Consider the following 14,909-nt stretch of genomic DNA (forward strand, 5'->3'; position numbering starts at 1 on the left):
GGCCCGCCAGACGAACACCTGATGGAGCCTGCATGACCGCGCCTTTTTTCATCGACGCCTGGTCGTTTGGCCAGGAAGTCCGCCAGTTGCCCGAGCCAGCGCCTGGCCCGCTTCAGGCAGGCGCCTGGTACCACTTTCAGCGGGATGCCGAAGCCACCTGCGAGCGCCTCGAGCTGGCAGGAATCCCCGAATCCGCCATCGACGGCGTGCTGGCCGAGGACACCCGGCCGCGCTTCGAATCTCTGGGCAAAGGCAACTTCCTGTTGATTCTGCGTGGGGTCAACCTCAACCAGGGCGAGCAGCCCGACGACATGCTCAGTATCCGCATCCTCTATTACGATGGGGTGCTGATTTCCACCCGCAAGCTGCCTTCCCGGGCCATCGCCGACATACGCCGTGAGCTCGAGCAGGGCAAGGGGCCTGACGATCTGGGAGCAGTGGTGGTGGATATCATCGAAAAGCTCCACGAGCGCATCGAGGATTTCGTCGAGCCCTTCGACGCCACCATCGCCGCCCAGGAAGAAGAGCCTGAGGCCGACAACGCCGTCCTGATGTCGCTGAACAAGCGGTTGATCAAGCTGCGTCGCTTCCTCAAGCCCCAGCGCTACGCCATTGAAGCGATGATCGACAGCCTGCCACCGCTGCTTGCCGATGATCGATTCGATCTGGCCAATGCCCGCGACACCATCCAGCGAATCAACGAGTCGGTGGACTTCTATCTTGAGCACGTAGGCATGGTTCAGCAGTACCAGACCCACCAGCACACCGAAAAGGTCAACCGCAACACCTACCTGCTGTCGATCATCTCCGGCATCTTCCTGCCGATCAGCTTTCTGACCGGCCTGCTGGGCGTGAATATCGGCGGCATGCCTGGCGTCGACAATCCCATGTCCTTCGCCCTGTTCTGCACCTTCATGGTGGTGCTGGTGGCGGTGGAGCTGGTGGTGCTCAAGCGCTGGCGTTTTATCTAGGCCCCGTCAGCCACTTGAGCCAGCCTCTTGAGCCAGCCGCTTGAGCCTGCCGCTTGAACCAGCCGCTTCAGCGACCTTTGGCCGCCGAACGCTGGTCACACCGCGTCGACGGTTAGCCGGGAGCGGCGATGGCCCGTCGCGCCTTCAGCAGAAAGCCAAGGCCCACCAGGGAAAGTCCTGCCAACAGCCCGAACAGGGCGGTATAGCTGCCGAACAGCCCATGTAGCGCACCCAGCAGGGGTAGCCCGACAAGCACCCCGCTGTAGGTCAGCACCAGGCAACCGCCGGCGGCGTCGGCCACCCGTTCGGCGGGGGCCAGACGGGTGATCTCGGCCATGAACACGCCGTTCCAGCCAAGCGCCGACAGGCTCATGAGGCACAGCACCGCGACCATTGCCCAGCGCGGCCAGTCGGCGTCCATGGTGGCGATGGCCAGGCCGCTACCGGCGCTCAGGCAGGCCAGCCCCATCAGGGTGATCAGGCGATCGTCGAGGATATCGCCGACAAGGCCCCACAGCACTCGGCCGAAGATGCCGAAGACCTGGACCGCGGACATGGTGGCGCCGGCGACGACCAGGCCGACGCCCAGATCCTCGACCAGCAGCGCCACGGTGAAGGCCGAGACCGATAGCTGGATGGCTGAAAAGCAGAGACTCAAGAGGGCCAGATAGCGCAGCGCCGGGCGCTGCCAGACCACCTGGAGACCGGCCAGGGGCGTGGTCAGCCAAGGAGTGCGAGGGTCGCGCTCGCGGTCCCAGTGATGGCGCTGCAACTGCAATAGCAGAATACCGATGACGGCGACCAGGAACAGGCAGCCCAGAGCCGCCTGCCAGCCGATGGCCAGCGCCAGGGCGGGGGCGACAAGGCCCGCCAGCACGCCACCGAAGGGCACCCCGGTCTGCTTGAGCGAGAACACCAGGCCCTGGCGGTGACGCGGAGTAACCCGAAACAGCAAAAGCGACGCGGAGGGGTTGGTCAGGCCATAGCCGAGCCCGGCGATCAGCGAGGCCAGGGCGAAGGTGGCCAGCGACGGCAGGGTCAGCAGCGCCGCGCCGCCGCCAAGCAGCCCCAGCGCCAGCTGGCTGACTCGACAGGGGCCATAGCGTCGGGTCAGCGGCCCGCCGACCAGCGAGGTCAGCATGGCGCCACCGAAGATCAGGCTGACCTGGATACCTACGGTGGCGGTGGAAACCCCCAGCGAGTCCGCCAGGGTCGGCGCGATCGCCGAGGGAAACAGCGCCACCAGCGACGAGAAGGCCAGCACCAGGGTCGTTGCCAGCAGGGCGATACCGACCTGAGGAGGCGGTGAGGGTGGTGAAGAGGGAGCTGGAGAGGGCGCCGTCTGCTGGTTCATGCCCCCGCGTCTGCCCCGGCCAGGCCCTCACGCGGTACCCGGCGCAGGTGGCTTTCGGTCGTGCCGCCGGGCAGTGCCGCGATCAAGTCGGCCGCGTGCAACAGCGCGCCAAGATCGATGTCACCTGCCATCCCGCCCCCCTGCAGGGCGTAGACCAGGTCTTCGCTGGCGGTGTTGCCGGTGGCCCCCGGAGCGAAGGGACAACCGCCGAGGCCGGCGCAGGCAGCGTCGAGTGCGGTGGCACCGTGGCGGGCCGCGAACAGGGCGTTGGCCACGCCCATGCCGAAGGTGTCGTGGCCGTGGAACGCCCAGGACAGGGCGGGAGATCGGTGGCGCTCGGTCAGCTCGGTGAAGTGGTCCGCCACCTGGAAGGGTGTGGCGCGACCGGTGGTGTCGCACAGGGCGACTTCCACCGGCAACTCGCCGGTGATGGCGAGCGCCTTAGTGAGCACCTCATCGACCCGGCGCCAGTCGACTCTGCCGTCGAAGGGGCAGTCGAAGCTGGTGCCAAGGTCCAGGCGCAGGGCGGTGTTGCCCTTGGCGCGCACCGCCTCGACCACACGGGCGAAGGCCGCCAACGATTCATCCACCGACTGGCGCACATTATTGCGGTTGTGCGCCTCGGACACCGAGACCACGTAGACCAGCTCGCTGACATCGTGTTCAAGCGCAAGCTCGGCTCCCTTGAGGTTGGGAACAAGCGCGGAGAATCTCACATCGCGGCGATGGGCGAAGGCGCGGATCAGCTCGCCGGTGTCCGCCATCTGCGGAATCGCCCGGGGGCTGACGAAGGAGCCGATCTCCATGCGTCGGATGCCGGCGTCGAGCAGCGCCTGGATGACCTCGATCTTGCGCTCTGTCGGCAGCGGATCGGCGATCGACTGGAAGCCGTCGCGCGGGGCGACCTCGACCAGTTCGATCGGGGCGGGTGACGAGGTGGTCATGCGGGAGTCTCCGTCGGGTTCAAGGGTGGGTGGCATCGATGTGATCGGAGCCGTCCGGCGGCGGCAGTGGGGCTCCGCGGGAAAGGCTCGCCAGGGTGTCGATCAGAAACTGAAGGCCGAGTGCGGTAAAGCCGATCGGCAGCAGCGCGTAGGGGATGCCCATGGGGGTGCCGAGGGCGCTGGACACCCGTTCGCCGTACTCGAAGGCCTGGGCCGCCATCAGATAACCGCGCCAGGCGAGGATCGCGCAGAACGTCATCCCGGCAAGACCAGTGAACACTTCCAGCACCCGACGCGCCTTGGCGGGAAGCTTGTCCTTGAAGAAGGTGATACGGATATGGGCGTCGAAGCGTTGGGCCTCGGCGGCGCCCATCACCGCCAGATACACCAGCAGGAAGGAGTTGATCTCCAGGCTCCAGTGGGTGGGGGCGGAGAAGGCGTAGCGCATGACAGTGTCGTAGCAGATCGACACCGTCATGAACACCAGCACCGCCATCGAGGCCAGGCGCAGGATGGCGAGTACGCCATCCCAGCCCTTGAGGGGGATCCTCTGTGCGTGCGCTTTCATGGCGACCTCAGGCCTGTCCCAGCGCGAGCTTGATGGCACGTTCGCCGAGTTCCTCACCGACCTCGCCTTTCCAGTGGTCCCATACCTTGTGGGTGGCCTCGTTGAAGGCGGCCAGATCCTCGTCGCTGGGGGCGATGATCTCGACGTTCTCCTCGCGCACCTGGGGCCAGTACTCGTTGGGATAGATATCGTCGTTGCAGTGGCTGATGAAGTTCTCGTCGTACCAGCGGGCGGCATCTTCGAGGATCGCACGGCTGTCGTCGTCGAGGCTGTCCCAGCGGTCACGCAGCATGAAGGGCGCCACCGAGAAGCCGGTGATCGGCAGCTGGTAGCACACGTCCACCTGCTCCTGCAGGCTGCGCCCGATGATGGTGGAGATATTGAACACGCCGGCGTCCACGGTACCGCGCTGCAGCGCCATGTAGGTCTCTGACGAAGGAATGCGCACCGCACCGATGTCGTAGGGCTCCAGCGCCGAGGTGGCCTCGAAGCTGACCACCCTGACCTTCTTGCCGCGAATGTCCTCGAGGCTGCGCACCGCGTTGTCCTGGGTGCTCCAGATGTACTCGGGCTCGAGGATGCCGCCGCCGGAGGTCAGCATGTAGAGGTTTTCCTTGGCCAGCTCCTCATTGATCAGGTCGAACAGCGGGCTGCCCTGACGCAGCCGCTCGGGGTGGCGGTACAGCTCGCCGACGACACCGGGCAGCCCGGTGATGCCGAGGATCGGCAGCGAGCGGGTGATGTAGGAGGTGGTGTGGAACATGAAGTCGATATTGCGCGAGCGCAGCGCGGGAAGCTGTTCGTCGGCCTTGAGCAGTTGGCCCGAGTCGTAGAAATCGACCTCGAGCACGTCGCCGCCGTTGTCGCGCAGGTAGTTGACGAAGCCGGCGGAGCCGTAGGTCAGCGCCTTGTAGGACGGTGGCAGGTAGGTCACGCCGGTGAAGGTGGTGGCGGCGCGGGCATGGCGTGGCATCAGCGCCTGGGGGCCCAGCAGCGAGGCCCCTGCGGTGGCGAAGGCGGTGGTCTTGAGCAGTTGGCGGCGGGTCAGGTTCATGGGAATGTCTCCGTCTTGTCATTGTCGTTGTTGCCCCTGGCCAGCGGGGCGAGTGAATCGGGGCCCCTTCAGTGCATCAGGCTCGGTAGCCACAGGCTGATGCTGGGGAAGAACACGAACAGCATCAGCACCAGGAACTGCACCGCCACGAAGGGCAGCGCGCTCTTGATGATCTCCTCCACCGACAGCTCCGGGCAGACCCCCCTGAGCGCGTAGAGGTTGAGCCCTACCGGCGGGGTGATCACCGCGATCTCCAGGTTCAGCACCATGACGATGCCGAACCACAGGGGGTCATAGCCCATGGCCTGGATCAGCGGCAGCAGCACCGGCGTGGTGACCACGATCAGCGAGACCGCATCGACGATCATGCCGAGCAGGATCAGCAGCAGCATGACCGCCAGCAGGATCGCCCAGTCCGGCAGGCCCGAGGCGGTCAGCGATTCGGTCAGTAGCTGCGGCACCCGCACCATGTTGAGGTAGTCGCCGAAGATCTTGGCGCAGCCGATGATCAGCAGGATGGCGCCGCTGACTCGCGCGGTGCTGGCCAGGATGCGGCCGAAGGAGGCAAGCGTCAGGCAGCGGAAGATCAGCGCGGCGATCACGAAGGCGCCGAAGGCGCCGATGCCGGCGGCCTCGCTGGGGGTGGCCAGTCCAGAATAGATAGAGCCAAGCACCACCAGCACCAGCAGGGCGGCGTGCCAGATGTGGGCAAGGCTGGCGAAGCGCTCGCGCCAGCTGAAGCGTTGCTCGACGCTGGGCGCTTCCTCGGGCTTCAGACTCACCCGGATAAAGATGTAGAGCGACAGCGCCAGGGCCAGTACCACCCCGGGGACGATACCGCCGATGAACAGGTCGGCCACCGATACGCTGGCCACGGCGCCATAGATGATGAAGGGCACACTGGGCGGGATCAGCATCGCCAGGGCGCCGGCGCTGACCACCGCACCGGCGGCCAGCGAGCGGCTGTAGCCGCGCTCGAGCATCTGCGGTACGGCGATCGAACCGACCGCGGCGACGCCGGCCAGGCTCACCCCGGACACCGCGCCGAACACCGCCGAGGCGCCCACCGAGGAGATCGCCAGGCTACCCCTGAGCCAGTGCAGCCACCTCACCGCCGCCTGGAACAGGTTGTTGCCCACCGGCGTCGCGCCGAGCAGGTTGCCCATCAATATGAACAGCGGCAGGGCGATCAATTCGAAGGCATTGAGCTGGCCAAACAGCGATGACGGCGCGAAGAAGAACGCCATGGAGCCCCGGGCCATGTACAGGCCGGCGAGCCCGGCCAGCCCCAGGGACAGAAATATCGGCAGGCCGACGGCGATCAATACGATCAGCAGCGCCAGGACGAGTAGGGGTTCCATGCAAGAGCCTCTAGGTTGTTGTTGTCGGCAGAGTGGTCGCTGGTTGGCGGTGCTAGATCACGCTGTCCTTGCGCAAGGCGTCGATGCTGTTGTGGTCGAGTTCCAGCCAGTCGCCGAGCACCGCCTCGGTGTGTTCGCCCAGGGCCGGACCGACCTGGCGTACCTTGCCAGGCGTCTGCGACAGCCGCGGAAAGACGTTCTGCATCGGCAGCGGCTTGCCGTGGCGGTCCGGCACCTCGACGATGGAGCCGCGCTCCTTGATGTGTTCGTCTTCGAGCATGTCCTTGGCGGTGTACACCAGGCCCGCCGGGACACCGGCGTCGGCCAGCAGGTCGACGATATGCTGGGCATCGTGGTGGGCGGTCCAGGCGGCGATCAGCTCGTCGATGGCCTGCTGGTTCTCGCCTCGCGCGCGATGGTCGGCATAGTCCGGATGATCGGCCAGGGTGGGCTGACCCATGGCCTCGCACAGCCGGCGGAAGACGGTGTCCTGATTGGCGCCGATGATGACGTCCCGGCCGTCCCTGGCGGGATAGGCGTTGGACGGCGCGATCTTGGGCAGGAAGCTGCCTGCGCGCTCACGGATCTTGCCGGCCCGGGCGTAGTCGGGGATCAGGCTCTCCATCATCGCCATCACCGCCTCGAAGATGGCACTGTCCACCACCTGGCCACGCCCGGTCTTCTCGCGCTGGTGCAGCGCCAGCAACGCGCCCATGGCGCCCTGGACCCCGGCCAGGGTGTCGCCCAGCGAAATCCCCACCCTGACCGGGGGGCGGTCCGGGTAGCCGCTGATGTAGCGCAGCCCGCCCATGGCTTCGCACACCGCCGCGAAGCCGGCACGCGACGCGTAGGGACCGTCCTGGCCGAAGCCGGTGACCCGCACCATGATCAGCCCCGGGTTGTCGGCCGACAGGCTCTGGTAGTCCAGGCCCCAGCGCTCCATGGTGCCGGGGCGGAAGTTTTCGATCAGCACATCGGCCTTGGCCGCCAGGCGCCGCAGCAGGTCCTGGCCCTCGGGCTTGCGCAGATCGAGGGTCAGCGACTGCTTGTTGCGGGCGATCACGTTCCACCACAGCGGTTCGCCGCTCTCGTCGGTCTGGCCCCATTGGCGCATGGCGTCGCCCTTGCCCGGTGGCTCGATCTTGACCACCTGGGCGCCGAAGTCGGCCAGTACCTGGCCGCAGGTGGGCCCGGCGATAAGCTGGCCGAGTTCGAGCACCTTGAGGTCGTCCAGCGGGAGTGAGGCGATAAGCTCGTTCATGTTGGAGGTCCGTGGTCAGAGGTCGAGGGTGGAAGATGAAGGGTGAAACGCAAAAAAGGGCCGCGCCGGGAGGATCACGGGGGCGATGAGGTCGCGGTCGAGGTGTCGACGGTCACGTGCAATACCCGCGCGGCCAGCAGATGGGCGCGCATCACGTTCTCCGCCCAGGCGGCGTTGCCGGCGCCGATGGCGATCAGCATCTCGCGGTGGTGCTGCATGCTGCGTTTGAGCGCCGAACGGTCGTAGCTGGCGAAATTGCGTCGGATGATCGAGGTACGCACCACGCTCTCGAGGATCTGGGCAAGACGCTGGTTGTCGCTGGCATGGATCAACAGGCGGTGAAACTCGTGGTTGAGCGAGGCCAGTTCGCTGTGGCCCGCACCATCGAGGGGGCTCTCGGTCAGGGCCTCCATGCGCGAGGCCAGGTCGTCCAGATGGGCGAGGGTGCCAGCGTCGATGTGTCGGCAGGCGAGCCCGACCGCCATGGGTTCGAGTACCAGGCGCAGTTCGAACACTTCACGAGCGTCCTTTTCGGTCCACTCGGTCACCCTGGCGCCCTGATGGGGGATGGCCTCGAGCCAGCCCTCGGAGACCAGCTCCCGCAGTGCCTCGCGGACCGGGGTACGGCTGACCTCGAGCTCCCGGGCAACCGCCGCCTCACGCACGAATTCGAGCGGTCGATAGACGCCGTCGAGGATGCGTTGCTTGATGGCTTCATGGACCTGGGCGGTGGCCGTGCGGGCACCGCTGGCTTCGAGCGGGGTGGTCGGAGTCACGAGGAAATCTCTTACATTGCATACAATCGTAAGAGTAGAGGGCTTTATGGCTGGGCGAAGTTAGACTTTTGGTCGAAATTGCATGCAGCGTCTGGTGATTCCCCGGTGGTGGACCAGTCCTAGGCGCTGTCCGAAAAGTCGACGAGCGAAGGTTAGACAAGGCAAAAATCGGTGAGAAAGCGCAGTTTACGGGGTGTAAATGAGCATTTTGACCGGGCTGGCGCACCAGCCGATTTTTAACGCCGTATTACCGAGCGCAGGCACTTTTCAGACAAGCCCTAGCCCACCGCGTCGTTGGCTGCGAAGACGCTGTCGGCCAGGTAGCGTTCGTCGAACTGGCCGGCATCGGCCAGGGCGGCCGGATCAGGCAGCAGCAGACGATGACGGTTTCGGTGCAGCAGGCCCTCCTCGTCGAGTGCGCTGAAGGTGCGACTGACGTGCACAGGACTCAGCCCCAGCACGTCGGCCAGCATTTCCTGGGACAGTGGCAGACGGATGCTGTGGTCTTCCTGCCGGCCGGCGGTCTTGGCCAGGCGCTCGTACATTTCCATGATGAAGTGAGCCAGCTTCTGTCTGGCGCTGCGTCGCGACAGATTGACCAGGCGCTCGGTCAGCAGCACCTGCTGGCGGCTGGCCATGGCGAAGAGGATCGAGGTCAGGGTGGTCGACTGTTGAAAGATGTCGGTCAGACGGGCGTGGGGGAAGCGGCAGATGGTGCCGTCCTCGATCATCTGGACGCCGGTAAGCCGCTGATGAAAGGCGTATTCGCGTAGCCCGATCACGTCGCCGGGGAGGTAGACCTCCAGGATCTGGCGCGCGCCATCTTCCAGCTGCCGGTAGGAGAAGGCCCAGCCCTGGCTCAGGGTGAAGAAGTCCTGGGCAGGATCGCGTTCTTCCCAAAGGCTATCGCCGGCCTTGACCTCCAGCGGTGACTTCTCGAGCGCGCCCAGCAGCTGGCGATCGCCATCGCTGAGCGGGTGATAGTGGCGAAAATGCTTGACGATGCAGCTGTCCCGGTTCGACACGGCAAGGCTCCTTGCACGACAGGCTCGATGGAGAATGCGTATTAGGGGTTTACGTTAACTCAGGTTATGTCGGCGCGGTAGATACACGCCCAGGATGGGGGTCCATCGCCGAGGTCGGTCAAGGCACAGCGTCTCCGGTCACGGCGATCCATTCTGGAATCGTTACGGAGGCGGAGTCATGACTTACGCACCCAACCAACTGTCGATCCGTTCGGATGATGGCTATCCCACACGGCTCGACGCGCCAATGGGCAATATCGCTCGCCATTGCCCGGTCGTCCATGCGACGCCCGAGCAGCGCCAGGCCGGGCCGCTCGACGAGCAGGAGCTGGCCGCATTCGAAGAACGTGGCTTTCTCTGGTTCGACAGCTTCTTCGAGGCCGACGACATCGAGCCCTTCTTCGATGAACTAAGCGCCATGGAGCGCGATCCCGAGCTGACTGGCAGCGACAAGGTCATCACCGATCCTGTCTCAGGCGCCATTCGTTCGGTGTTCGGCATGCACGAATTGTCCGAGCGCTTCGATCGCCTGACTCGCTCGCCGCGGCTTCTGAAGATCGTCGAGCAACTGCTCGGGGGCGGTGTCTACGTGCACCAGTCGCGGATCAACGACAAGGCCGGCTTCCAGGGCAGTGGCTTCGATTGGCACTCGGACTTCGAGACCTGGCACGCAGAAGACGGCATGCCCGGCATGCGCGCGCTGAGTGTCTCGCTGATGCTCACCGACAACGGCGAGTTCAATGGACCGCTGATGCTGGTACCGGGCTCCCATCGCCAGTTTGTCCCCACCGTGGGACGCACCCCGGACCAGAACTGGGAGACCTCGCTCAAGGCGCAGCACATCGGCGTACCCACCCGAGAGCAGCTGGGACCGATCATCGAACAGCAGGGCATCGAGGCGCCCAAGGGGCCGGCCGGGTCGATTCTGCTGTTCGACTGCAACGCGCTGCATGCGTCCAACAGCAACCTGTCACCGTGGCCGCGCTCCAACCTGTTCTTCGTCTATAACAGCGTCGACAACCGCCTGGTCACCCCCTTCGGCGCCAAGTCCCCACGGCCCGAGCACTTAGCGGCGCGCGAGCGCACGCCGGCACTGGGATGATCCGGTGCCAGCCAATGTCGGTAGATGGCTTCGCCCTTGGGCGTGGCCGCTCCCCATCAAGAGAAAAGAGCCATCAAGAGGAAGCCCCCATGCACATTGGCGACACCCTGCTGATTGCCCGTGATCTGGTCATGGTAGCCGAGGACCAGTTGTCCTCGGGTAACACCGCCGAGATCATCGATACCTCGGCCCTGGTCGAAGGTGACGGTGACGACATACGTCTGCCGCGCTATCGGGTACTGATCGACGAGGTCGGGGAGCGGGATTGCTCCTGCACCATTCTCGAACGCCTCGAATAGTCGGGTGCTGGCGCCTGGTCTGACGATCGGCATCGGCTTCTGTATCGGCTGCGAGTGCCAAAGCCACATGGGGTGACGGCCGGGCCATGCGTCTGTTAAGGATGGAGCACATTCTCGGACGTGGAGGCACGATGACGATTCAGCTCAAGCGGGCCTACGATGCGCCCGCCAACAACGACGGCTATCGGGTGCTGGTGGACAGGCTCTGGCCGCGGGGGATCGCCAAGGACGAGGCGCGTATCGATGAATGGATCAAGGAGGCCGCCCCCAGTGATGACCTGCGCAAGGCCTTTCACAGCGAAGCACTGGGCTGGGGCGAGTTTCGTCAGCGCTATCTGGCTGAGCTGAAGGCGCAGCGGGAAACGCTCAGACCCCTGGCCGAGCGCAGCCAGCAGGACAAGGTCACCTTGGTGTTTTCCTCGAAGGATGAGACCCACAACAACGCCGTGGTGCTCAAGGACTACCTGGCCATGCTGACCGGGTGACATTCGGGCGGACCACCGGGCATCACGGCCTCGAACCTCCGACCCACGCATTACGAATGCGTTGCTCTACCTGCTGAGCTACACCGGCTTGACACCACCTTCTCGATCACCCCGGGCCTACCGCCAGCCCGGCTAGCGGGGTTTCCAGGCGTCCCTGATGGCCCCCCTGTGCGCTAGCCCCGGGGCTCCCTCAGGCGTGTCAGGCCTTCCTGGGCGCTGGAGGCCACCAGTTCGCCTTTTCGATTGTAGATACTGCCACGAGCCAGGCCTCTGGCGCCGCCGGCCCAGGGGCTGTCCATGTCGTACAGCAGCCAGTCGTTGACGGCCACGTCCTGGTGAAACCAGAGCGAGTGGTCGAGGCTGGCGATCTGCAGCTTGGGGTCGCCGAAACGGATGCCATGGGGCACCAGGGCGGTGGTCAGCAGGTTGAAATCCGAGCTGTAGGCGAGCAGGTAGCGATGCAGAGCGGGGTCATCGGGCAGCTCGCCATTGAGCCGGAACCACAACCGCTTGCGTGCGGGCGCGCCGTCCTCGGCGGTGTCTTCCACATGGCGAAATTCGATCGGGTGGCCGGGGAAGCGCAGGATCTCGTCGCTGTCGCCGGGCTCTGTTGCTTCGAGGGCGGGCATGCTGGCCTGGTGGCTCAGGCTGTGTTCCTGGCCATGGAAGGAAGCGCTGCAGAAGAAGATCGGACGGCCCTTCTGGATCGCGGTGATGCGGCGGGTGGTGAAGCTGCCACCGTCACGAACGCGGTCGACCTGATAGACCACCGGCATGGCGGCGTCGCCGGGACGCAGGAAGTAGCCGTGCAGCGAGTGCACCTGACGCTCCGCCGCGACGGTCTGGGTGGCCGCCGACAGCGCCTGGCCCAGTACCTGGCCGCCGAACAACTGGGGAAGCCCCAGGTCCTGGCTGCGTCCACGAAACAGGTTCTCTTCCAGCATTTCCAGGCCCAGCAGGTCTACCAGACCCTTCAAGGCGTCCGACATTCGCGTATCCTCCTTGCGCCGGGGTAGCCCGGCTAGTCGATGGCGGTGACACGGTGGCGATTGCCGTGCCCGCGACAATGGTTCAGCATTTGCCTGGGCTCAGTGTACGGGAGTGCAACACCTTGCGCAGTGACGAATTTTACATGCATCGAGCGCTGGAACTGGCCGAGCGGGCGGCCCAGGCAGGAGAGGTGCCGGTCGGTGCGGTGGTGGTGGACGCGGCCGGAGAGATCATCGGACGCGGCGCCAATGGCCCCGTGGCGAGCCATGATCCCAGCGCCCATGCCGAGGTTCAGGCGCTCAGGGACGCCGGGGTGAGCCTGTCGAACTATCGGCTCGAGGGCTGCACGCTGTACGTGACGCTGGAACCCTGCATGATGTGCTCTGGTGCCATCATCCACGCCAGGATCCGGCGTCTGGTCTACGGTGCCGCGGAGCCTCGTTCCGGCATGGTCGAGTCCCGAGCCAACCTGTTCGCCCAGCCCTGGCACTTCCACCAGGTGGAGGTCGAAGGTGGGGTGCTGGCGAGCCGAGCCTCTCGCCTGCTCAAGACGTTTTTTGCCGAGCGCCGATGAGCCTTTGCCGAAGCGCAAAGCACTGAGGCAACGTCGGCGGTGCAGACAGGGTACTCAAGACTCCCGTTGCAGGCCTCGAGCCTCGTTCAGGCGGTGAAGGGCGGTGTGTCCAGGTCCGATGCGCCGTCGACGGTATCCACGAAAAGCTCGACCCGGTCGCGTCCCTGGTGCTTCGCTGTATAGAGCGCCTGGTCCGCCTGCTGTATCAGGCGTGCCAGATCTAGCGGTGCCTGGTCCTGGCATGCCACCCCCAGGCTGATGGTCAGTGGCGTGCCGTCGTGATGAGCCAGCGGTGCCTGTCGGACGGCACGCCGCAGACGCTCGGCCACAGCGCTGGCTTCGGCTAGCCGTCCTTCGGGAATGATCACCAGAAACTCTTCCCCGCCGTAGCGCCCCAGCAGGCCGTCATCCCCCAGGGTCTCCTGTGCAAGTCGACCTACCGCCTTGAGCACTCTGTCGCCTTCGGCATGGCCGAGGCAGTCGTTGATGCGCTTGAAGTGGTCGATGTCGACAAGAATAACGCTCAGGGGCAAGCGCGCCCGCCAGGTCTGGGCGGTGGCCTGAAGGTGACGTCGGTTCGGCAGACCGGTGAGTTCGTCGTGGTCGGCGAGCCAGCTGAGTTGCTGCTGCAGGCGATGGCGAGTGCGGACCTCGCGGCGAAGGTCTCCGTTGGAGCGTGCAAGCGCACGATGCTGGGAGGCCATCTGGTGCTGGCTGAACAATGTCAGATAGAGGAACTGGCTGAACAGCAGACCCAGCATCAGGGTGACAGCCGGAAGACGGCTGCGCAGGCGCGTCAGCAATCGGGTATCGGGGCGCAAGGTCAGCTCGAGCGGTAGATAGGCTGTGTCGACTGTCGCCGCCTTATTGTCGGGTCGATGCAGGGGAATGGCGTCGAGGGGAACGGATACTGTCCACGAGGCCGGATGCCCCTCCATGGGCCATTCCTTGATCAGACGGTTGTGGTAGGTAAGTCGGACCTGCAGGCTCCCCGCCCCCGAGGGGGGATGCGTATACATATTCTCGGCCATGGCTGACAGTGACAAGGTCGCTGCCAAGTGCCCGAGCAGCTTTCCACCGGGACGGCGAATCGGTAGCGAGAGCGTGATCTTCATCGTCGGTGCAGGAGCGTCGATGGCGAGGGTAGTGATCTGGGCCTCCGGGGGGGGCACCGCGGCAGGTTGAGGCATATCAGTGGGCCTGGGGACGACTGTGGTCGCGGGGCTTCGCACATTGCCGCCGGTCACTTCGACGTAGCGCAGCGTCGCAAGGTAGGGAAAGTGGTCGCGAAGAGGTCGCGTCAGGTGCTGCCAGCGTTCGGTAGAGGGCGGGAGCGGCGATTGTTCGAGGAAAACCTGCAAATGTTGCAGGGAGTGTCGAAAGTCATTGAATTCGCTAGCCAGGCGTTCCTCCATGGCACGGCCTTCGCGCTGTCCTAGATATTGCAGTTCGCCATCGGCCTGAATCTCCAGGTACTGCCAAAGCGCCAGGGTCATCACGACCAGAAGTGTCGAAGGCCAAAGCCCACGCCTGAGGCTGTCGCGGGTGGGACGCCAGCCGCTTACCACGCCCACCCACTGGCCGGCCAGCAACAGGCCGAGGACGGCGGTGACGGTGAGCGAGTGGGCGTGCAGCAGTGCCGCTGAAGGCAGCCAGTGATGCAGTGGTGTCTGGTCCAGCAGCAACAGCAGCAAGCAGGACATGTGGAGCAAGGGGACGCCCAGGCTCGAGCGCGTGCGCGCCAGTATCCCCAGGGTCAGCAGCGTCAGCACGACCAGTTCGACCAGCGGCGGGCGCCAGTCCAGCAGAGTCGAAGGTGTCGTCAGCCAACGGAAGGGTTCGGACAGGCGCTCCAGTGACAGCCAGTCTTCCGGTGCACAGGTGCCGAATAGCAGAGTGACCAGGCACAGACACAGTGGCCATAGCACCAGGGCACTGGTGAAGACCCCCTTGCGTGTCCATCGCCATTGACCGATGGCGACGATAAGGGCCAGCGCCAGGGTCGTCTGATTCGCCGGCAGAGACGCTACCCGAGTATCGAGCACAGTGAGGGAGGCGACTGCCAGCACCAGGGCGAGCAGGGTCAGCCCTTGGCTCAATAGCCGGTAGTGACGAACAACGGGGGTCGAGGTGTACCACATTCAG

General features: G+C 65.2%; 15 protein-coding genes. 5 read left to right on the forward strand and 10 right to left on the reverse strand.

Annotation, left to right across the window (positions count from 1 at the left end):
* Positions 1-32: 32 nt before the first annotated feature.
* Complete coding sequence (locus tag C9F12_RS19710; RefSeq protein ID WP_108449955.1) at positions 33-971, forward strand: CorA family divalent cation transporter; 939 nt, start codon at positions 33-35, stop codon at positions 969-971.
* Positions 972-1,083: 112 nt separating this feature from the next.
* Here the strand turns inward: C9F12_RS19710 and C9F12_RS19715 are convergent, their stop codons facing one another.
* The 8 genes from C9F12_RS19715 to C9F12_RS19750 form a co-directional block, all read right to left on the reverse strand.
* Positions 1,084-2,325, reverse strand: coding sequence for an MFS transporter (locus tag C9F12_RS19715; RefSeq protein WP_108449956.1), 1,242 nt, complete (start codon positions 2,323-2,325; stop codon positions 1,084-1,086).
* Positions 2,322-3,269: a hydroxymethylglutaryl-CoA lyase gene (locus C9F12_RS19720; RefSeq protein WP_108449957.1), complete on the reverse strand. Its 948-nt coding sequence runs from the start codon at positions 3,267-3,269 to the stop codon at positions 2,322-2,324. Before C9F12_RS19720 ends, C9F12_RS19715 begins: the two co-directional genes overlap by 4 nt.
* A 19-nt stretch (positions 3,270-3,288) precedes the next feature.
* On the reverse strand, positions 3,289-3,837 hold the full coding sequence (locus tag C9F12_RS19725; protein ID WP_108449958.1) for a TRAP transporter small permease: 549 nt from the start codon (positions 3,835-3,837) through the stop codon (positions 3,289-3,291).
* A gap of 7 nt (positions 3,838-3,844) precedes the next feature.
* On the reverse strand, positions 3,845-4,891 hold the full coding sequence (gene dctP, locus C9F12_RS19730) for a TRAP transporter substrate-binding protein DctP (protein ID WP_108449959.1): 1,047 nt from the start codon (positions 4,889-4,891) through the stop codon (positions 3,845-3,847).
* A gap of 68 nt (positions 4,892-4,959) precedes the next feature.
* The gene (locus C9F12_RS19735; RefSeq protein WP_108132357.1) at positions 4,960-6,252 is read right to left on the reverse strand and encodes a TRAP transporter large permease; all 1,293 of its coding nucleotides are present in this window, start codon (positions 6,250-6,252) and stop codon (positions 4,960-4,962) included.
* Positions 6,253-6,304: 52 nt separating this feature from the next.
* The gene (locus C9F12_RS19740) at positions 6,305-7,513 is read right to left on the reverse strand and encodes a CoA transferase (protein ID WP_108449960.1); all 1,209 of its coding nucleotides are present in this window, start codon (positions 7,511-7,513) and stop codon (positions 6,305-6,307) included.
* Between the two features lie 74 nt (positions 7,514-7,587).
* Entirely contained in the window at positions 7,588-8,289 is a 702-nt protein-coding gene (locus C9F12_RS19745; RefSeq protein ID WP_108449961.1) for a GntR family transcriptional regulator, read from the reverse strand.
* 278 nt (positions 8,290-8,567) lie between these two features.
* Entirely contained in the window at positions 8,568-9,314 is a 747-nt protein-coding gene (locus C9F12_RS19750) for a Crp/Fnr family transcriptional regulator (protein WP_045991981.1), read from the reverse strand.
* A 178-nt stretch (positions 9,315-9,492) separates the two neighbouring features.
* On the opposite strand from C9F12_RS19750, the gene thpD reads away from it, so the two are divergent.
* The 3 genes from thpD (at position 9,493) to C9F12_RS19765 (ending at position 11,200) form a co-directional block, all read left to right on the forward strand.
* Positions 9,493-10,416 (forward strand): ectoine hydroxylase, encoded by a 924-nt coding sequence (thpD, locus tag C9F12_RS19755; protein ID WP_108449962.1) that lies wholly within the window; start codon positions 9,493-9,495, stop codon positions 10,414-10,416.
* A gap of 89 nt (positions 10,417-10,505) precedes the next feature.
* Positions 10,506-10,715, forward strand: a complete 210-nt coding sequence (locus C9F12_RS19760; protein WP_108132360.1) for a hypothetical protein — start codon at positions 10,506-10,508, stop codon at positions 10,713-10,715.
* 131 nt (positions 10,716-10,846) lie between these two features.
* Positions 10,847-11,200, forward strand: coding sequence for a DUF488 family protein (locus tag C9F12_RS19765; protein WP_108449963.1), 354 nt, complete (start codon positions 10,847-10,849; stop codon positions 11,198-11,200).
* Positions 11,201-11,373: 173 nt separating this feature from the next.
* On the opposite strand, the gene C9F12_RS19770 is transcribed toward C9F12_RS19765, so the two are convergent.
* A complete protein-coding gene (locus C9F12_RS19770; RefSeq protein ID WP_108449964.1) occupies positions 11,374-12,189 on the reverse strand; it encodes an acyl-CoA thioesterase II in 816 nt (271 codons plus the stop codon).
* A 122-nt stretch (positions 12,190-12,311) separates the two neighbouring features.
* Between C9F12_RS19770 and tadA the strand changes: the two genes are divergently transcribed.
* Positions 12,312-12,764: a tRNA adenosine(34) deaminase TadA gene (gene tadA, locus C9F12_RS19775; RefSeq protein ID WP_045991988.1), complete on the forward strand. Its 453-nt coding sequence runs from the start codon at positions 12,312-12,314 to the stop codon at positions 12,762-12,764.
* A gap of 86 nt (positions 12,765-12,850) precedes the next feature.
* Here the strand turns inward: tadA and C9F12_RS19780 are convergent, their stop codons facing one another.
* Positions 12,851-14,905: a diguanylate cyclase gene (locus tag C9F12_RS19780; protein ID WP_083970291.1), complete on the reverse strand. Its 2,055-nt coding sequence runs from the start codon at positions 14,903-14,905 to the stop codon at positions 12,851-12,853.
* Positions 14,906-14,909 lie beyond the last annotated feature (4 nt).

It is taken from the genome of Halomonas sp. BN3-1, from assembly GCF_003056325.1.
In the GTDB taxonomy this organism is placed as follows: Bacteria; Pseudomonadota; Gammaproteobacteria; order Pseudomonadales; family Halomonadaceae; genus Halomonas; species Halomonas litopenaei.